Origin of the sequence: Streptosporangium brasiliense, assembly GCF_030811595.1 — a bacterium.
Classification (GTDB): Bacteria; Actinomycetota; Actinomycetes; order Streptosporangiales; family Streptosporangiaceae; genus Streptosporangium; species Streptosporangium brasiliense.
On record NZ_JAUSRB010000001.1, the window covers coordinates 1,566,500 to 1,585,672 of the forward strand.

16 protein-coding genes are annotated in these 19,173 nt (G+C 71.2%); 9 read left to right on the forward strand and 7 right to left on the reverse strand.

Annotated elements, in window-relative coordinates; all coding sequences use genetic code 11:
• The first annotated feature begins 8 nt into the window (after nt 1-8).
• A complete protein-coding gene (locus J2S55_RS07000) occupies nt 9-641 on the forward strand; it encodes a DsbA family protein (protein ID WP_306858154.1) in 633 nt (210 codons plus the stop codon).
• Nucleotides 642-979: 338 nt separating this feature from the next.
• A complete protein-coding gene (locus J2S55_RS07005; protein WP_306858155.1) occupies nt 980-1,642 on the forward strand; it encodes a neutral zinc metallopeptidase in 663 nt (220 codons plus the stop codon).
• Nucleotides 1,643-1,680: 38 nt separating this feature from the next.
• On the opposite strand, the gene J2S55_RS07010 is transcribed toward J2S55_RS07005, so the two are convergent.
• Both J2S55_RS07010 and arfB read right to left on the reverse strand, forming a co-directional pair.
• Nucleotides 1,681-2,127: an NUDIX domain-containing protein gene (locus J2S55_RS07010; RefSeq protein ID WP_306858156.1), complete on the reverse strand. Its 447-nt coding sequence runs from the start codon at nt 2,125-2,127 to the stop codon at nt 1,681-1,683.
• An 89-nt stretch (nt 2,128-2,216) separates the two neighbouring features.
• A complete protein-coding gene (gene arfB, locus J2S55_RS07015; protein ID WP_306858157.1) occupies nt 2,217-2,636 on the reverse strand; it encodes an alternative ribosome rescue aminoacyl-tRNA hydrolase ArfB in 420 nt (139 codons plus the stop codon).
• Between the two features lie 180 nt (nt 2,637-2,816).
• Here arfB and J2S55_RS07020 point away from each other — a divergent pair, with 180 nt between their 5' ends.
• The 3 genes from J2S55_RS07020 (at nt 2,817) to J2S55_RS07030 (ending at nt 5,959) form a co-directional block, all read left to right on the forward strand.
• Nucleotides 2,817-3,650: a hypothetical protein gene (locus tag J2S55_RS07020; RefSeq protein ID WP_306858158.1), complete on the forward strand. Its 834-nt coding sequence runs from the start codon at nt 2,817-2,819 to the stop codon at nt 3,648-3,650.
• Between the two features lie 170 nt (nt 3,651-3,820).
• Complete coding sequence (locus J2S55_RS07025) at nt 3,821-5,371, forward strand: alkaline phosphatase D family protein (RefSeq protein WP_306858159.1); 1,551 nt, start codon at nt 3,821-3,823, stop codon at nt 5,369-5,371.
• A 54-nt stretch (nt 5,372-5,425) separates the two neighbouring features.
• A complete protein-coding gene (locus J2S55_RS07030; RefSeq protein WP_306858160.1) occupies nt 5,426-5,959 on the forward strand; it encodes a hypothetical protein in 534 nt (177 codons plus the stop codon).
• Here the strand turns inward: J2S55_RS07030 and J2S55_RS07035 are convergent.
• Both J2S55_RS07035 and J2S55_RS07040 read right to left on the reverse strand, forming a co-directional pair.
• A complete protein-coding gene (locus J2S55_RS07035) occupies nt 5,934-7,361 on the reverse strand; it encodes an FG-GAP and VCBS repeat-containing protein (RefSeq protein ID WP_306858161.1) in 1,428 nt (475 codons plus the stop codon). The genes J2S55_RS07030 and J2S55_RS07035 overlap by 26 nt on opposite strands.
• 291 nt (nt 7,362-7,652) lie before the next feature.
• Nucleotides 7,653-8,231, reverse strand: a complete 579-nt coding sequence (locus tag J2S55_RS07040) for a TetR/AcrR family transcriptional regulator (protein WP_306858162.1) — start codon at nt 8,229-8,231, stop codon at nt 7,653-7,655.
• A gap of 105 nt (nt 8,232-8,336) precedes the next feature.
• Between J2S55_RS07040 and J2S55_RS07045 the strand changes: the two genes are divergently transcribed.
• From J2S55_RS07045 to J2S55_RS07055, 3 genes are all read left to right on the forward strand, one after another.
• Nucleotides 8,337-8,975: an NAD(P)-dependent oxidoreductase gene (locus J2S55_RS07045; RefSeq protein WP_306858163.1), complete on the forward strand. Its 639-nt coding sequence runs from the start codon at nt 8,337-8,339 to the stop codon at nt 8,973-8,975.
• Nucleotides 8,976-9,288: 313 nt separating this feature from the next.
• Nucleotides 9,289-9,858: a TetR/AcrR family transcriptional regulator gene (locus tag J2S55_RS07050; protein ID WP_306858164.1), complete on the forward strand. Its 570-nt coding sequence runs from the start codon at nt 9,289-9,291 to the stop codon at nt 9,856-9,858.
• Nucleotides 9,859-9,949: 91 nt separating this feature from the next.
• The gene (locus tag J2S55_RS07055) at nt 9,950-11,128 is read left to right on the forward strand and encodes a GDSL-type esterase/lipase family protein (RefSeq protein WP_306858165.1); all 1,179 of its coding nucleotides are present in this window, start codon (nt 9,950-9,952) and stop codon (nt 11,126-11,128) included.
• 153 nt (nt 11,129-11,281) lie between these two features.
• On the opposite strand, the gene J2S55_RS07060 is transcribed toward J2S55_RS07055, so the two are convergent.
• The 3 genes from J2S55_RS07060 to J2S55_RS07070 all read right to left on the reverse strand — a co-directional run bounded on the left by J2S55_RS07060 (nt 11,282) and on the right by J2S55_RS07070 (nt 15,750).
• Nucleotides 11,282-14,398, reverse strand: a complete 3,117-nt coding sequence (locus tag J2S55_RS07060; protein ID WP_306858166.1) for a S8 family serine peptidase — start codon at nt 14,396-14,398, stop codon at nt 11,282-11,284.
• Between the two features lie 225 nt (nt 14,399-14,623).
• On the reverse strand, nt 14,624-15,178 hold the full coding sequence (locus tag J2S55_RS07065; RefSeq protein WP_306858167.1) for a hypothetical protein: 555 nt from the start codon (nt 15,176-15,178) through the stop codon (nt 14,624-14,626).
• Nucleotides 15,179-15,198: 20 nt separating this feature from the next.
• On the reverse strand, nt 15,199-15,750 hold the full coding sequence (locus tag J2S55_RS07070; RefSeq protein ID WP_306858168.1) for an RNA polymerase sigma factor: 552 nt from the start codon (nt 15,748-15,750) through the stop codon (nt 15,199-15,201).
• A gap of 765 nt (nt 15,751-16,515) precedes the next feature.
• On the opposite strand from J2S55_RS07070, the gene rph reads away from it, so the two are divergent.
• Complete coding sequence (rph, locus tag J2S55_RS07075; RefSeq protein WP_306858576.1) at nt 16,516-19,113, forward strand: rifamycin-inactivating phosphotransferase; 2,598 nt, start codon at nt 16,516-16,518, stop codon at nt 19,111-19,113.
• Nucleotides 19,114-19,173: the final 60 nt, after the last annotated feature.

Below are 19,173 nucleotides of genomic sequence, written 5' to 3' on the forward strand. Positions count from 1 at the left end.
TGTGGGGCATGACGGACGTTTATCTGGAGATCGGCCCGAAGAAGGTCTTCGCCTGCTCGGTCGAGTGGCCGGGATGGTGCCGCATCGGCAGGTCGGAGGAGCTGGCGCTGGAGGCGCTGGCGGACTACGCGCCGCGCTACCGGGTGATCGCCGAGCGGGCCGGGTTGACGTTCGAGCCCGGTGCCCCGGTGGTCGTGGAGCGGGTCCGGGGAGGCTCGACCACCGACTTCGGGGCGATCGAGGCGGTCGCCGGGCTGGACGCGGAGCCGGTGGGGGCCGCCGAGGCGGCGCGGACCGTCGCGCTGGTCAGGGCGGCGTGGGAGCTGTTCGAGGAGGTCGCGGCCGGCTCGCCGGAGGAGCTGAGGAAGGGGCCGCGCGGCGGTGGCCGCGACCGGGACAAGATGGTCGCCCACGTGGTCGAGGCCGAGCGCGCCTACGCCCGCAAGGTCGGGGTGCGGCACCGGCCCTTCCGTGACGCCTCGGGCCTGGCGGCCATGCGCGCGGAGCTCGCAGAGGTGCTGGCCAGGCCCTCCGACGGCGCCCCCGTGGTCTCCGGCGGCTGGCCCGCCCGCTACGCCGCCCGCCGGATCGCCTGGCATGTCATCGACCACCTGTGGGAGATGCAGGACCGCCACGGCTGAGCCCCCGGGCCGGCGCCGGTACGGCGTGCCCGCGCCCGGCGGCGGCGCGGTGAGGGCGGCGCGGGGGTGGTGGCGGGGTGAGGGCGGTGCGGGGGGTGGCGGTGCGGCGGCGCCGTGAGGGCGGCGCGCTTTCCGGTGAATCGCGGCCGGAAAAAATGGCGTGCGGCGGGGGTGGCGCCCGGGATGAAAGTGTTTCCGGGATGAAAGTGATTTATGCCGCATAGGGCGTCAATTTAACCGCGCTCCGTGAGATCTCGTTATGGATCACGATTCTCTCTTCCATGGCGATAAATCCGCGTTTACCGTCTAGGCAGGATCGGGGCCGACGAGAGGCGGTCGTGAGCGTGCGGCGTTGGAGAGCGGTCTGGCTGGTGCTCGCCCTGGCATCCCTGATCACCGTCGGCGCGGGCGGCGGAGCCGCGTCCGCGTCCGCGCGGCAGGCGGACGACATGGACGACGACATCTCCGCGGCTCTTTACGTGGTCAACCGATACTGGGCGGCCCACTGGCCGCGGTTGTTCACCGGGAGATACTCCGCTCCGGCCGTTTTCGGCGGTTACCAGCGGGGCGGGAGGAAACCGCCTTTCTGCGGCGCGAAGCGGCTCGACTACGACAACGCCTGGTACTGCCACAACGGCGACTACATCGCATGGGACGTCGACCTCATGGAGGACGGCTACCGTTCCGGGGACGCGTGGGTGTATCTGGTCATCGCCCACGAGTGGGGGCACGCCGTACAGCGGCGGCTCCACGACGACCTGGTCCTGCGCACCTACGAGCTGCAGGCGGACTGCCTGGCGGGGGCCGTCCTGTACGGCGCGGCCGACGACGGGATCCTGCGGTTCGAGCGGGGGGACCTGGAGGAGATCGCCGAGGCGCACCGGAGACTGGGCGACGAGACGCCGTGGACCGACATCAGCGATCACGGGACCGCCGCCCAGCGGATGTCCGCCTTCAAACGGGGCGCGCGGTACGGCGTGCCCGGCTGCCTGCCCCGCTGAGGCCGCCGTCCGGCGGACCGGCGCGGCCGGGCGGGGCGCTACGGGATCAGCTCGGGCAGTCGGCTGATGTGGCCGGTCAGGTAGGCGCCGAGCTCCCGGGGGACCAGGTTGATGGCGGTGATCTCGGCCGGGTCGGGCGGTAGCCGTACCACCTCGTAGAGACCGCGGGCCGGATCGGCGAACTCGGGGCCGCAGCGCAGGGCCGGATCCATGGAGACCAGGCGGCAGCCGTAGACGTGCTGGGTCTTGACGCCCCCCGTGCGGACGCACTCCAACGTGGTCAGCGGGGTGACGCCGGAGACGGTGGCGCCGAGCTCCTCCAGGAGCTCGCGGTGGAGGGTGTCCTCCAGGGAGGCGTCCCCGGGCTCGACGTGGCCTCCGGGGATCGACCAGTAGAGTTCCTCGCCGGGGACCGTGCGCCGGAACAGCACCAGCCGGTCGTCGTCGTCGAGCAGGACGGCGCGGACGCTGGGGACGAGAGGCATCCGCTCATTGTGTCATCACGTCCTGAGGGTCCGCCGCGGTCCGCCATCCGTCCGTCCGACTGATGTGTCGATTCGGAGGTCGGGGCCCCTCAGATATCGCGGCGCAGGCGCTTGAGGTCGGAGCGCTGTTTCTTGGCGGTGATCCGCCGCTCGACGGCGCCCCTGCTGGGCTTGGTCGGCCGGCGCTTCTTGGGCGGCGGGGCGATCGCCTCGCGCAGCAGCCGGGCCAGGCGCGTCTCGGCGGCCTCACGGTTGCGCAGCTGAGAACGGAACTCCGAGGCGGCGATGGTGATGACGCCGTTCACCAGGCGGGGACCGAGGCGTTCGAGGGCCCGGGCCTTGAGGACCGGGCCGAACGCGTCGGTCGCGCCGAGGTCGAAGCCGAGCTCCACCCGGCTGTCGGTGGTGTTGACCCCCTGCCCGCCGGGGCCCGAGGAGCGGGAGAACCGCCAGTGGAGCTCGGCCTCGGGGACGGAGACCGAACCGCTGATCTGAAGCGGACCGGGCATGGCGGGTGACTCCTTCTCCTGGGGGCGTGCGTTCAGAATAACTGGACGGCAAACCCATATATCAAGCGATTTATGCCCCATTCAGGGCGGGCCAATGGGGGTGGTCTTGTGGCGTCCGGCTCCTTCCGTCACAGTGACTCGGGGCAGTCGTGGAGCACGGCGGACAGGAGGCGGGGGCGCGTGGACAAGATCGTTGGCGTGCACGGGATAGGCAAATACCACTACTACCGCGACGCGGGAAACTCGATCGACGGCGCCGCCGCCGCGGTGCGCGGCAAGTGGGACCGCTACCTGCACAAGGGCCTGACCGGCGGCAGGCCCTACGCCCAGGAGCGCTACATCACCGAGATCGCCTACTACGCCCACCTGCTGGGTGAGCACAAGGACGACTCCCCCCGCGCCGTGCAGAGCATGGACGCCGGCGCCCAGGAGGTCTTCGTCGCCTGGGCCAGGCAGCTCGACTCGGTGGGGGAGGGGCTGACCGGCGCGCTGCACCGGATGACCGGCTGGCTGCTGGACCGCCTGCAGGGCAACGCCGCCGAGTTCGCCAAGTTCTTCTGTCCCGAGGTGGCCACCTACATGACCGCCGGGGGCGAGGCCCGGTCGCGCTCGCGTGCGGCCGTGGCGGAGGTGATCAGGCGCAACCGGCCGAAGGTGGTGATCGCGCACTCGCTCGGCAGCGTGGTGACCTACGAGACGCTCTGGGAGAACCCCGATCTGGAGGTGGAGCTGCTGATCACCCTCGGCAGCCCGCTCGGCATGCGTAACGTGATCTTCGAGCGCCTGCTGCCCGCCCCGGTCAACGGCTGGGGGGCACGGCCCCGGCAGGTCAGGCGCTGGATCAACATCGCCGACAAGGACGACATCGCGGCGATCCCGCCGGGCCTGCGGTCCTGCTTCACCGGGGTCGACCAGGAGGCCCTGGTCGACCTGGACTGGCTCGACTTCCACACCGTGGAGAAATATCTGGGCTGCGGCGCGCTCAACGACCACCTGAGGCCCTACCTGGGCTGACCCGGCACCGCGGGAGGTCGCCGGCGCGAGGAGAGCTCTTCGTCCCGGTGTCGCCCGCAGGTCGGGCGGTGTTAACGGCCGCGGGTAGGGGCTCGCCTGTGCAACGGCTGTTCACCCCGCCTTGACGCGCAGGCCACGGCGGCGACAGGTGGGGGCGTTGCACTGGCGGCGTGGAGCAGAAGCCGTCACGCAGAGTGTTCCTGTCCGTCGCCGCCGCGGGTGCGGGCGGCCTGTTGCTCACCGGGGCGGGTCTCGCCCCGGCCGCGGCCTCCAGAGCCCTGGGCGGCGACCCCTTCACCCTCGGGATCGCCTCCGGCGACCCGTCGCGGGAGGGGCTCGTGCTGTGGACCAGGCTCGCCCTCGACCCGCTGGGCCCCGGCGGGCGGGGCGGGATGCCCGCCCGGGACGTGGACGTCGAATGGCAGCTCGCCGCCGACGAGCGGTTCGCCAGGGTGGTCCGCGCCGGCACCGAGACCGCGCGGTGGGAGCGGGCGCACAGCGTCCACGTCGAGCTGGACGGGCTGGAGCCCGGGCGGGAGTACTTCTACCGCTTCCGCGCCGGCGGCCACCTGTCGCCGGTCGGCCGCACCCGCACCGCCCCGGCGGTCCTGTCCCCGCTCACCCTGGCGATAGCCGCCTGCGCCCACTACGAGCACGGCTACTACACGGCCTACCGGCGGCTGGCCGAGCAGGACCCCGACCTGGTCGTGCACCTGGGCGACTACATGTACGAGTACGCGCCCCGGGGTTACACCGCGCTCGGCGGGAGCGTCCGCCGGCACACCGAAGGCAAGTGCGCCACGCTGGCCGACTACCGGATGCGGCACGCGCAGTACAAGAGCGACGCCGACCTGCAGGCCGCGCACGCGGTCGCGCCCTGGCTGGTCGCCTTCGACGACCACGAGATCGAGAACAACTGGGCCGCCGGGGTCTCCAGCAGCGGCGCCGCGGGCTTCGCCCGGCGCAGGGCCCACGCCTTCCAGGCCTACTACGAGAACATGCCGCTGCGCCGGGCGAGTCTGCCCGGTGGGGCCTCGATGCGGATCCACCGCCGGGTGGACTGGGGGCCGCTGGCCCGCTTCCACCTGCTCGACACCCGGCAGTTCCGCGACGATCAGGCCTGCGAGGACGGGCTCAGGGCCGGCTGCGACGACCGGCTCGCCACCGGGCGCACCCTGCTGGGGGAGGACCAGCGGCGCTGGCTGCTCGACGGGCTGGCCGCCTCCGGCGCCCGGTGGAACCTGGTCGGCCAGCAGGTCCTGATGGCCCAGCGCGACTCCAAGGTCGGCCCGGGCACCGAGGTCAACATGGACTCCTGGGACGGTTACGCCGCCGAGCGCACCCGGCTGCTGACCGGCTTCCGCGACTCCGGCGCGGCCAACCCGGTCGTGCTCACCGGTGACGCGCACATGCACCACGCGGCCGACCTCAGACTGGACTTCGACGATCCCGACTCGCCCCGGGTGGCGGTGGAGCTGGTCACCTCGTCGGTCGCCAGCGACGGCGACGGCTACCGGGACAGGGGCCGGATCGCCGAGACCCTGGCGGAGAACCCCCACATCTCCTATCTCGACCAGCGGCGCGGCTACATCGTCTGCCGTCTGACCTCCGACGAGCTGCGGGCCGACTTCCGCACGCTGGACTACATCAGCCGCCGCGGCGCCCCGGCCAAGACCTCCGCCCGGTTCACCGTCCCGGCCGGGGAGTCGTCCTTGGTCTGACCGCCGGGACCTGGCTACGGGGAATTTTCAGCTATTTGTTAGATGATGCGGCATATGAGTCACCTCCCCACGAGGCTCACCGCCGCGGCTCTCGCCGCCGCGCTGGGCGGCACCCTCCTCCTGCAGAGCCCCGCCACGGCCGCGGCCCCCGCCGCGGTCCCCACGGTGGCCCCCGCGGCGGCCCCCGCCACCGCGACCGCCGCCTTCCGCTACGAGGTCTACTTCCCCAAGTACGTCCGCCGAGGTGGATACCTCACCTACACCGTCAAGGTGCACAACCGGAAGACCCGCGGCCAGCACTACGTGGCGCTCGTCGGGACCTTCTCCAGCCATTTCCGCACGATCAAGGTGGTCCGCAAGCCGCGCAGCGTCAAGTGCTCGGTCGACCGGCCGGCCGTGGCCTGCCGGATCGCCTCCCTCGACAAGGGCGACTCGACGACCGTCACGATCCGCGCGTGGGTCGGCCCGCGCCGCGGCACCGCCACGGCCAAGTTCGGCGCGGTCGTCACCGACGATCCGGACGCCCGCCTCAGCGAGCTGAGGAAGCGCATCCGGGGCGGCATCAAGGCGAGGTCGCGGGTCCTGTGAGCGCGTAGCCGAAGAGCGAGTCCCCGGCGGCGGTGGCCAAGGTCTCCGCCGCCGCCGGGCGCACCCCCGTGTACGCGCCCTTGCGCACCGCCGTCCGCAGCAGGGTGAGCCTGCCGTCGCCCGGGGCGGCCACGGCCAGACCCCGGCCCGGGACTGCGGCCAGGGCGGCGCCGAAGTCGCCGCCCTGGCCGGTGACCAGCACGTTGCCCGCCCGGCTCAGGCCGCCGGAGCGGCCGCCGGCGAGCACCTGGACGGCGTTCTCTCCGGGCACGCCGACGGCCAGCTCGTCGTCCCCGTCGCCGTTGAGGTCCCCGGCGGCCAGCGCGGCGCCGAACCGGTCGAAGTAGCGGGGCTCGCCCTTGAGAGACCGTTGCGACCAGGCCTCGGAGGTCGCGGTCCGCAGCCCGGAACGCGAGCCGTAGACCACGTCCACGGTGCCGTCGCCGTAGTCCATCGCCCGCTGGTCGTCGGTCAGCCCCTCGCCCGGCACCCCGATCGCCAGGTCGTCGTGGCCGTCGGCGTCGAAGTCGCCGGTGGCCAGCGCCGCGCCGAAGGCGTCCCACGCCTCGCCGAGGCCGGCGATCCCCGGGCTGTCCTGGGTGAGCAGGGCCGCCCTCCTGCGGCGGACGTCGAGCACGGTGACCGACCCCTGGCCGTTCCGCTTCAGGAACGTGTCGCCGGGCGCGCCCACCGCGATCTCGGCGCGGCCGTCGCCGTCGAAGTCCCCGGCCGCCAGCACCGCCCCGAACTGGTCGGTCGCCTTGGCGTCCTGCCCGACCCAGCCGCTGTCCTGGTCGATCACCTGCGGCCGGCGGCCCTTGAGGCCGTACACCCCGACGCCGCCCCCGCCCAGGCCGGGCACGCCGACGGCCAGCTCGTCGTCCCCGTCGCCGTCCAGGTCCCCGGCGGCCAGCGCGGCGCCGAACCGGTCCGGGCCGCGCCTGCGGCCCAGATCCCCGGCGTCGATCATCTCGCCGGGACGCAGCCCGGCCGGGGAGCCGTGGAAGATCTGCACGGCGCCGTGGCCGTCGGCGCCCGGCCGGGAGCGGTCCTCCTCGGAGACGCCCACGGCCAGGTCGGCGCAGTGGTCGCCGTCGAAGTCCCCGGCCGCCAGCGCCGAGCCGAACGCGTCCCCGGTCTCCGCCTCGCCGGGCACGCCGGGGCTGTCCTGGGTGAGCCGCCGCCCGGCGCGCGTGCCGTACAGGACGGTGACGGACCCGGCGCGCGCGTGCCCGCCGACGGCGGTGTACGGCGCGGCGACCGCGAGGTCGGCCCGGCCGTCGCCGTCGAAGTCGGAGGGGACGCCGGAGCAGGTCCCGGCGGCGGCGGGGGAGGCGGGGACGAGGAGGGCGGCGAGGATCGCGGGGGCGAGGACTGCGGAGGCGAGGTGCGCGGCTCTCATATGCCGAATGGTCTCCGGGGATCCGGACATCCGGCCCACAGGGATATGAAATCCACATGACCAGCACGGGTAGAGAACATGCCGGGACCCGTGGTGAGCAACGCGCTCGGCGCCTGCGTGGCCGGTGACCGTATGGCCGGTGTCCGTGTGGCCGGTGTTTGCACGGCCGGCGTGGGCGCCTCCCGGGCGCGCCCGGCCGCCGCACGGTTGAGCGGTGCACGGCCCAGTGGTGCACGGCCCAGTGGTGCACGGCCCAGTGGTGCGCAGCTCAGTGGTGCGCGGTCCGGCCGCTCACAGGCCGGCCGCGAGGGTGCGGGCGAGCCTGCCCGCGGTGTCGTCGGCGCTCCCGGTGTCGGTGAAGTGGCCGAGGAAGGCGTGCTGCAGGCAGGCTCCGAGCAGCAGTGCGGCCACCGCCTCCGGGTCGGCGTCCGGCCGGACCCGTCCCAGGGCCTGCTCGGCCCGGAGATACGCGGCCAGCCAGGTGTTGACGGTCTGCGGCCCGGCCCCCCGCTCGCGCATCGCCGTGCGGTAGCCCTCCAGCAGCCGCAGCTCGGAGAAGATCGACGCGGCGATGGGGAAGCTGTCCTGGTAGAAGGTGATCGCGGCGTGCGCGACCCGCTCCAGGTTCTCCTCGACCGTGCCCTGTCCGGCCTCGTCCGCCAGGGTGGCCAGGAGGCGGGGGAGCCGGCCGGGCACGCGCTCCTGCAGCACGGCCAGGAAGAGGTCCTCCTTCGCGCGGAAGTGCTTGTACAGCAGCGCCTCGGAGCAGCCGGCGGTTCTGGCGATCTCCTTGGTGGTGGCACGGGCGAGCCCCTGGGCGCGCATGACCTGTGCGGCGGCGTCGACGATCCGCTCCCTGGTGCTCTGCACGGTGTCTCCTGGTTTGACAGTTGGTAAGTACTCACTAACCATATGGGGTGAGCGGACACTCACCCATCGTCCCGGGCGTTCCGGGCAGAGGTCAGGAGCGAGTCGATGAAGCTGACGGTCTTCGGGGCGAGCGGCAGGACGGGCATCCATCTGGTCCGGCAGGCGCTCGACGCCGGGCACGAGGTGACCGCGGTGGCCCGCCAGTCGTCGCGGCTGCCGTTCGCCGAGCACCCCCGGCTGAGCGTGCTCCGCGCCGACGTGCGCTCCCCGGAGGCCATCGGCCCCGCCGTCGCCGGCCGGGACGCGATCCTGTCGGCCCTCGGCCACACGGGCGGGCGGGTCCCCACCGACGTCTGCGCCGCCGGGGCCCGGGGTGTCGTGCGCGCGATGGCGGACACCGGGGCGCGGCGGCTGATCGTGGTCAGTGCCAGCGGCGCGTTCATCGACGGCGGCGACGGGCCGGCCACCCGGCTGCTCGTCAAGCCCGTCCTGCAACGGGTCCTGCGGCACTCCTTCGACGACACGCGGGCCATGGAGGAGGAGATCCGCGCCACCGGCCTCGACTGGACCGTCGTCCGCCCGCCACGGCTGACCGACGGCCCCCGCACGGGCCGCTACCGCACCTCACTCGACCGCAACGTCCGTGGCGGCCTCACCCTCTCCCGCGCCGACCTGGCCGACTGCATCCTGAACCGCCTCGACGATCCGGCCACCGTGAAGGCCGTGGTGTGCGTGGGATACTGACCGGCGCCCTGCTCCCGGCCGTGCTCCCCAGCCGCCGTCCGGCAGCTCGATCTTGTTCTCGGAGGCACTGAGCCGGGCTCTCTCCCCGGCGTGGCGCGTGTTCCCGGAAGCCAGGACCGTCCCCGATCCCGAACCCGGGGCCTGGAGACCTCGGTCGTCATGCATGCCGCGAACAACACGCTCGCCTTCATGTGCGGTTCACGGACGCGGTACGGATCTCTCGCTCTGCCGGTGGCCTCCCTGAGCACCAACCGCATTTGCCTAAAGCTTTTAGGCAAATGCATAATGGATGTCGCCGTATGGGAGGAAGGTTATGGTCAGAGCAGGGTTGACCCCGCAGCGCCTGGCCCGGGAAGGGGCGGAGCTGGCCGACGAGGTCGGCTTCGACCAGGTGACCGTCTCGGCGCTCGCGCGACGGGTCGACGTCAAGGTCGCGAGCCTGTACTCGCACCTGAAGAACTCCCAGGACCTCAAGACCAGGATCGCCCTGTTCGCGCTGGAGGAACTCGCCGACCGGGTGGCCGCCGCCCTGGCCGGGCGGGCCGGCAGGGACGCCCTGGCCGCATTCGCGGACGCCTACCGCGACTACGCCCGGGAGCACCCCGGTCGCTACGCCGCCGCCCGGCTCCGGCTCGACCCCGAGACGGCGGCCGCCAGTGCCGGCGTCCGGCACGCACAGATGACGCGGGCGATCCTGCGTGGCTACGACCTGACGGAGCCGGACCAGACGCACGCGGTCCGGATGCTGGGCAGCGTCTTCCACGGCTACGTCAGCCTGGAGACGGCCGGAGGCTTCAGCCACACCGACGTCGACCCGCAGGAGTCCTGGGCCTGGATCCTGGATTCCCTTGACGCCCTGCTACGGAACCGGGCCACACCCTGACCGGCGGCGGGCCGCCCCGTGGAGGCGGTCCGCCGCGCCGCACACCGATGCGCATGTGCGTTCCGGAAATACTGATCGACAAGTTGAGACAATGAATACTGAGCACGACTGGATCACCACACCCATCACCGCGGACATATTGCGCGGTTTTCTCGACCTGGAAGCGACCGCCCACGGCCTGCTGCCGCATCGGCTGCCCGCTCGGGCACGCCGGCAGATCCCTGACAACCAACTGGCCATGGCCGAGGCGCAGCCCTCCGGCGTGCGGTTGGCCTTCCGCACCCGGGCCACCGTGATCGAACTGGACACGTTGCCCACCAAGCGGATCTACCGAGGTTTCCCTGCCCCGCCGGACGGCGTGTACGACCTGCTGGTCGATGGCCGTCTCACTGCCCAGGCCACGGTGGCCGGCGGCAGAGTCCACACGATCATCGACATGGTCACCCAGTCCGCCGAACTGCGTGAGGGGCCTGCCGGCACCGCCCGGTTCACTGATCTGCCGGCGGATGACAAGGATGTCGAGATCTGGCTTCCGCATACGGAGGTCACCGAGCTGATCGCCTTGCGCACCGACGCCCCGGTCGAGCCGGCGCGGGACAGCGGGCGCAGAGTATGGCTGCACCACGGCAGTTCCATCAGCCACGGTTCGAACGCCGCCCACCCGACCGCCACCTGGCCGGCCCTGGCAGCCGCCCGGAGCGGAGTGGAACTGGTCAACCTGGGGTTCGGTGGCAGCGCCCTGCTGGACCCGTTCACCGCCCGTGCGATGCGGGACACCCCCGCGGACCTGATCAGCGTCAAGCTCGGCATCAATGTCGTCAACGGCGACGTGATGCGCCTGCGCGCCTTCACCCCTGCGGTCCACGGCTTCCTGGACACCATCCGCGAGGGGCATCCGACCACTCCGCTGCTGGTCGTGTCCCCCATCCTGTGCCCGATCCAGGAGGACACCCCCGGCCCTCTCGCGCCCGACTTCGACGGCGGGACCTTGCGGTTCAAGGCCACGGGCGATCCAGCCGAACGCGCCGCCGGGCGTCTGACGCTCAACGTCATCCGCGACGAACTCGCCCGCATCGTCGAACAGCGGACGGCTGACGACCCGAACCTGCACTTCTTCGACGGCCGTGACCTTTACGGCGAGACGGACTACGCCGAACTCCCGCTGCCCGACGAGGTCCACCCCGATCCCGCAGGACACCGCCGTATCGGTGAGAACTTCGCGCGGCTCGTGTTCGGCGCCGGCGGTCCCTTCGCCGCCAGGACCGGCTGACCGCACCAGCCTGAGCCCTGCCTGCCCGGCACGCCGTGCTGGGGCGGAGGCTCGGGGAAACGGACCGGTGGCAACACCGACACCGCGCCCCGGGCCGACCGCACAAGTCCTTTTCCCCGCCAGAGCCGGCAGATCGCGTCGGCCCGAGGTCAGTCAGGCGATGCCGTAGGCGCGCGTGATGGTCTGGGTGAGCGAAGCGCCGGCGGCGTCGGTGACGGCGACTCGAAGGGAGACGAACCCCTGCGTGCGTGGGTTCTGGACGGCGGCCTTCCAGCCGGACCCGGAAGGCACGACCGGAACCGGCCGCCACGTCTCTCCGTCGTCGAAGGACGCTTCCAGCCGGACGGATCTCACCTTCGTCTCGGCGGCGCCGGGGTTGCGTTCCACCCACATGGGCACCCTGGTCACCGTGCCGGGCTTGGCTCGGTTGTAGGCGTCGAGGCCGGTCGGGGCGTACCGCATCGCGGCAAGCGGCAGCGGCCGTCGATCCGCGGTGCGGGCCGAGTCGAACTCCCACACGGCCTTCACCGCCGTGGACAGCGCCGTGTGCGGAACCTGTCTGCTCATCGACACGCCCAGCGTGTACCTGGTCGGCGCCGGCGGCAGGACGGCGTCCAGTACGCAGGTCGGGAGCTCGGCGATGTCGCAACCGGACAGCTCGGCCTGGGCGAGCACCTGCCCGCCGGTGCTGAGTGTGGCGGTGCCGGTGGCCGCCCGGTCCGTGCCGGTACGGCCCGCGACGCCGTCAGCGAAGAGCGGGCCCGCGTTGAAGTGCAGGCCGTCTCCGGTACGGGTGCCGGTCACGGTGACGAGGGACGGCCCGGCAACCGCCGCGTTCCACACTTCCCGGGTGTGCCCGCGCTTCATGAGCGTGCCGGAGTCGGACATCACCGTGGTGCCGGTCTGTAATGTGCTCTCCCAGACGGTGCCCGGCGTACGGTGATACGTGACGCTGCCCGGCAGGCTCACCTCCGCCGGAAGCGACTGCAGAAAGAGAGGCACGCCGTCGTCGGACCGCGGCGCGAAGCGCGGCGCGCCCTTGGCCGCGACGCCGGAGGCGTGGTAAGTCGCGGTTACTTCGGCGAGGTCGTCGCGGCGTGCCAGGGAACCGGGGTCTTCGGGGATTCCCCCGGTGCGGCGGTCGAGGAGGTCGTACAGGTAGGGGCGCCCGGAGGAATCCTCGCCGTCCCAGATGCTCCTGATCATGTAACGCAGCCCGGCCTCCCGCGCGGGAACGGCGAAGAGATCGCTGCGGACGTCCAGCGCGGCTCCCCAGGTCACCCCCCACTTTCCGTTGCTTACCTGGACGTCGACGACGTCGCGGGGTACGACGTCCGGGTCGTCGATCGAGAAGCGGACCTGCTTGCCCTGACGGCCGTCCAGGGTCACCTGCCGATCGGCGTCCACGCGCAGATCGGTGTGGGCGAGGGTGATTTTCCGGGTGGAGTCGTAAATCTCGGCGTACAGCTTCCAGTGCCCCTTCGGCAGCCGGATCGTGCCGGTCGCACTGTCGAGGATCAGCTGTCGTGTCTCGCCGGTCTCGGGATCGTAGATCTGCGTGAAGACGTTGGTGACGTCTCCCTCCTTGCCGTACGCCGTGAGCCGCACGTCGTAGGACTCGGGCTCGACGTACGCGCCCGCCAGCGTGCGGACCGTCATCTCGCCGGAGGTGGCGGTGATCGTCCCCGGGTAGTCGCCGGGGGCCTTGCCGCCGGCGTCGACGGTGAGCGTGACCGACGCCGTGCCCCCGGCGGGCACGTCGAGCCGTCGCGTGGACAGTTTCACCGTGTCGCCGTCGGCGGCGAGGTTGAGGGTGACGGGAGCGTCGCCGGAGTTGGCGTACGTGAGGGTCGTGGTCTGGGTCCGGGTGGAATCGTCCCAGGAGAAGGCGGCCCACACGTTGGGCTTGTCGGCCACGATCGGCTGGTTGATCACCCGTGGCACGTCCACGCGTCCGGCGCCCCCTTCGTACGGGGTCGCGCCGTCCATGGGCCGCGCGCTGCCGATCAACGCGGACTTGAGCTGCCCGCCGGTCCAGTCGGGGTGCTGCTCGGCGAGGATGGCTGCGGCTCCTGCGACATGCGGGGCCGCCATCGACGTGCCGTTCAGCGCGATGTGCGGGCCGTCGGCGGTGCCCTCGGCGGCCGCGGCCATGATGCCCACACCGGGCGCGGTGACGTCGGGTTTGACGGCGTGGTCGCCTTCGCGCGGCCCCTTGCTGGAGAAGCGGGCCAGCCGGTCGTCCCGGTCCACGGCACCGACGGTGAGGGCCGCGTCGGCGCTGCCGGGACTGGAGACGGGCAGGTCGTGGCGGTTGCCCGCGGACACCACGAACAAGGCTCCCGTCCGCTCGGACAGGGTGTTCACCGCCTGCTCGAGGGGGTCGAGTTCAGGGGTGTCGGGACCGCCCAGGCTCATGTTGACGATCTTCGCCCTGACCTCCACGGCGGCCCACTCCATGCCGGCGAGGATGGCGGAGTCGCGGACGTACGCACTGCCGACCTTGCCGATCGCGAGTCTGGCGCCGGGAGCCACGCCTCGGTACTGTCCGCCGGCCCCGGCGACGATGGAGGCGACATGGGTGCCGTGCCCAACGGTGTCACGCATGTCCGGGTCGTTGCTGAAGTTCCGCTCCTGGACGACGACGTTCTGCAGGTCGGGGTGGCCGGCGTCGTAGCCGCTGTCGAGCACGGCGACCGTGACGCCCTTGCCGGTCAGGCCGCGCTCCCATGCCTGAGGCGCGCCGATCTGCTTGACGCTGCGATCGAGGTCGAAGGTGCGGCGGCCGTCCAGCCAGAGCTTCGTCTTCGTCGCGCCGAGTGCGTGGACGCCGCCGGTCAGGTCCTTCCAGGTACGGGCGGCGCTCGCCTTGGGCACGCTGAGCGCGTTCATACCGAGGCCGGTCAGGCTCCGGGTGGTGCGGGCCCCTGCGGGCGCCCGCTCGGACTGGATGATCAGGGGGATGTCGGCAGTGGCGTCGTCGTCGTACCGCCAGGCCAGGAGTTGGGTGACGTCGAACAGGCGCCTGTCCAACAGGCCCTGGGCGAGCAAAGGGCGGGCGTCGGATGGGATCACGTACACATGGCCGTCGATCAGCTGCCGGATGAAGCTCACCTGCCTGCCGGGGCCGGGCTCGATGCGCTGGCCGGAACCGGTGATCACGACGCGGTCGCCGGTGATCAGGGTGACGCCGTCAGGGTCGCCCCTGGGCGCGGACGGCTCGGCGTGGGCCGGGGGCACGCCGAGGAACACGGCCAGAACGGCGGTCAACGACCTTGTGAGCAAAGATCGGAACGATGCTGTATCGGACACAAGATCTCCGTGTGGAGGATCGGGCTGCCCTCGGTGAGGGTGCAGAGGACGATGAGCGCAGCTCACGGCCGTGAAGCCGTGAGCTGCGAAGCCTTGAAGCCGCCGGTGGCGGGGTCACCATGCCGCTGCGCCATGCCGCCAGACGACGGCCGCACTGGCAATCAACGGCGATGACGGCCGAGGTCAGCTGCTGTTGCCGGTTTCCCACCCGGGGTCATCGACTGTGACGCACGGCGTGACCGGGCCGGTGATCGTATGCCCTGTCAGCCGCCACGACACCTCCCGCTTCTCGGCCGCGGGGGTGCCCTCGTTCCCGGCGAACTCCAGCACCAGGGTGTGGTTTTCGCCGATGTTCCGAGGGTTGATGTCCAGCCCGCCGTTGTGCATCCGGGCGACCGCGTTCGCGTCCGGCCCCAGGGTCACCGTCCGGCCGACCGTCTCTCCTCTGCCCACCTTGCATGCCTTGCCCGGTGGGAGGTAGGTGATGTCGGCCGTGACGCCCGCGTCGCGCAGGTCCTGCTCCAGCCGGTCGGCGTCCCTGAACTCGTTGATCTCCACCCTGACCGTGCCGTCGGCGTTCTTGCTCACCGCGTATGCGGGCTCCTCCGTCCCGGTCAGCACCGGAACGATGAACGCCGCCGCTGCGGCGAGAAGGGCCACCGCGCCGCCTGCGTACAGCCGGCGGGTGACGCGGCGACGCCGCTCGGTACGGTAGGTGATCTCGGTTTTGAGTTCCATCAGCAGTTGCTCCTGGTATTTCATCCCGATGCTCCAGTCATGACGAAGGGCAGGTTCCGGAGCTTCTTGCGGGCGCGGTGCAGACGCACCTTGGCGGCGCTGTGCCCGATGCCGAGGGCGAGCGCGGCCTCGGTGACCGTGAGCTGATCGATGACGACCAGCTCCAGTACCGCGCGCTCCCCCTCCGGTAGATCGGCCATGGCCTCGAACGCCTGCCTGGTGTGCCGCTCCGCGTCGATGCGCTCCTCCAGTTCGGCGAAGTCGTCAACGTCGAGCGTGCGCCGCCCGCTCACCCGACCCGTCAGCTGATGCTGCTTGTACGCTCTGCGCCGCTCAGCGGAGATCGTCTTGCGGGCGACGCCGTAGAGCCAGGCGATCTCGGTACCCAGCTCGGCCCGGTAGGTGTGGGCCGAGTCGAGCACTGCCACGAACACCTCGGCCACCAGGTCGGCGACGGTGTGCGGGTCGTCGACCCGGCGGGCGAGGAAGCAGGTGACCGCATCCACATGCCGCCGGTAGAAGGCCTCGAAGGCCACAGGATCTGTGGCGATCTTCGCCTGTTTGCGACGCACCGGTCGTGCTCCCTTCGTCGATTTCGCCCCTGCTTGGTGAGAACCGGCAAAAGGGTTACATCCACAGACCGTGTTTCTTGGCAGCAATATCGGAGCGGCTCCTTGCCTCGGTGACGGACGCGGGTGACGGCAGATCCGGCTGAACGGCACCGTGGCCGACGTCACCGAGGTCAAGGGGTACCTGGGCGATGCTTGCCGGTAACGAGCGGACAGCCGCCGGCGCTGAGGACGGCCACGGCAGGGCGCCCCGGTCTGGACGACACGCGGCAGCGTGAGGACGACCTGCGGGGTGTGTTTCTTCTGTATTCCGGCCGCCCCCCGCATAACGGGGGTCCCGGTAGCAATGAAGAAATTTCCAATGGATATGCAGGTCGAAGTCCCGGTAAGGCCTTTCGGGGATAATCTGACGACGGACTGCTGATCTGTGTGTCCGTTGCCCCCCGCGCCGTTACTGCCGGGACCCCACTCTGTTCGAGGCGTCACTGAACTGTGGGTTACTGCCTGCGGCAACCGGCGGCCGGGTGTCGGGCGGAACGTCGAGTGCCCCGGCGGGGTGTCGGTAGGCCATAGGCGCAGGGCGGCGGCTGCGGGTCAGGCGCGGGGTGAGGGACAGGGGGATCCACCGTCCGGGGCGGCTGCGCGTGCCGCTCCCCGCCACTTTCACTTTATATCAGAGTCGCGCGTCTCATGAGGCGTCAGAAAGTGCTTCATACTTGCCCGTTGCGAACCGGCCCGACAGACGATGGAGCGACGGAATTGGGTTACGTGCTGGATTTCGAGGAGATCGACTCGACGAATATCGCAGACGTCGGCGGAAAGGGGGCGCACCTGGGCGAGCTCTCGCGAATCAATGGCATCCGCGTGCCGGACGGATTCTGCGTCACGACAGACGCCTTCCAGCGGGTCGTGGCCCAGGCGCCGTCGATCGACGCCCAGCTTGACCTGCTGGCGCGTGTGAAACCGGACGACCGCGCGGCGATCCGCACCCTGAGCGCCGATGTCCGCCGGGTCGTCGAAGGCGTCGCGGTTCCTGACGATCTTGTGGCGGCGGTCAGCGGATCGCTCGCCCGGCTCGGGGAGCAAGCCTCCTACGCGGTGCGTTCCAGCGCGACGGCCGAGGACCTGCCGACCGCGTCCTTCGCCGGGCAGCAGGACTCGTACCTGAACATCGTGGGCCTACCGGAGATCCTCCGGCACGTCCGGAGGTGCTGGGCCTCGCTGTTCACCGAGCGGGCGGTGACCTACCGGTGCCGTAACGGCTTTGACCACCGCAGGATACGGATGGCCGTGGTCGTACAGCAGATGGTGTTCCCGGACGCGGCCGGGATCCTCTTCACCGCGGACCCCGTGACCTCGAACCGGAAAATCGCCACTGTGGAAGCCGGTTGGGGGCTCGGCGAGGCGCTTGTCTCCGGTCTGGTCGCCGGGGACGTCTACACGGTGCGCGACGATCAGGTCGTCACCGCAGCGGTCGCCACCAAGCCGCGGTCCGTCCAGGCGTCGCCGGGAGGCGGCACCCAGGACGCACCGGTCGAACCGCGGCGGCAGACGCAGCCGGCTCTGACGGATGCGCAAGTCGTGCGCCTGGTGCGGCTGGGCCGGCGCATCGAAGCGCACTTCGGCAGGCCCCAGGACATCGAATGGTGCCTGGTCGGCGATGACTTCCACATCGTGCAGAGCAGGCCGATCACCACCCTGTTCCCCATCCCCAGGACCGATGACCAGGAGAACCGTGTCTACGTCTCCGTCGGTCACCAGCAGATGATGACCGACGCGATGAAGCCGCTGGGACTCTCCCTGTGGCAGCTGACGACCCCACGGCCGATGCACGAGGCGGGCGGACGGTTGTTCGTCGACGTGGCCCCCGTCCTGGCGACGCCCGCGGGTCGCGCGAACCTCCTCGGGACCCTGGGGAAGTCCGATCCGCTGGTCCGGGACGCGCTGCAGACCGTCCTCGACCGCGGCGACTTCATCCGCTTACTTCCGGACGAGGATTCCACCGCCGCACCCGCCGGTGACCCACCCGCCCCGATCGAGACCGACCCGGCCCTTGTCACCCAGCTGATCCAGCACAGTCAGGCGTCCGTTGCCACCCTGCGGAGCGAGATCCGGACTCTGTCCGGGCCGGCGCTGCTCGACTTCATCCTGGCCGACATCGCAGAGCTGAAGCGCATCCTGTTCTCTCCGCGGAGCCTCCAGGTGATCATGGCGGGGATGGAGGCGACCTGGTGGCTCAACGACCACCTCGAGGCGTGGCTGGGCGAGAAGAACGCGGCCGACGCGCTCACCCAATCCGTCCCCCACAACGTCACGTCGGAGATGGGGCTGGCGCTCCTCGACGTCGCGGACGCGATCCGGCCGCACGCGGACGTCGTGACGTTCTTGCACCGCGTCGTGGACGAAGGCCGGGAGGGCGACGGCTTCCTGGACGAGCTGGCCGGGCTGGCCGGCGGACGGGAAGCACGTGACGCCATCCGGGGCTACCTCGACGAGTACGGCATGCGCTGTGCAGGTGAGATCGACATCACCAGAACGCGCTGGAGCGAGCATCCCGCCACGCTCGTGCCTGCCGTCCTCGGCAACATCAAGAATTTCGAGCCGGGCGCCGGCGGACGGCACTTCGAACAAGGACGCCTGGAGTCACGACGGAGAGAACAGGAACTTCTGACGCGATTGCGCGCCCTGCCCCACGGGGAGCGGAAGGCCGAGGAGACCAAGCGGATGATCGACCGCGTCCGCGCCTTCGCCGGATACCGGGAGTACCCCAAGTACGGCATGGTCAGCCGCTACTTCGCCTACAAGCAGGCGCTGCTGCGGGAAGCCGATCGCCTCGTCCGCTCCGGCACCCTGCGCGAGAGAGAAGACATCTTCTTCCTCCGGTTCCCGGAGTTGCAAGAAGTCGTGCGCACCGACGAGGTGGACGCCGGACTCATCCTGGAAAGGCGGGAGGCGTTCCGGTCGTACGAGGCGCTCACACCGCCCCGGGTCCTCACCTCGGACGGCGAGGTCATCACCGGCCGGTATCGGCGTGACGACGCCCCGCCCGGCGCGCTGGCCGGCCTCCCGGTCTCGGCCGGGACCGTCGAGGGCCGTGCCCGTGTCGTCATGGACATGGCGCAGGCCGACCTCGAGGCGGGCGACATCCTGGTCACCGCCTACACCGACCCCAGCTGGACCCCCCTGTTCGTCACCGTCGCCGGGCTGGTGACGGAGGTGGGCGGCCTCATGACGCACGGGGCGGTGATCGCGCGGGAGTACGGCCTGCCGGCCGTTGTGGGGGTGGAGCAGGCCACCCGGCTGATCCGGGACGGGCAGCGGATCCGCGTTCACGGAACCGACGGGTACGTCCAGATCCTCGCCTGAACCGTCACCTCGGACCCGGGACGCCGGCACTCGAGGTGGGCCGTCTTCGGCACCCGATCA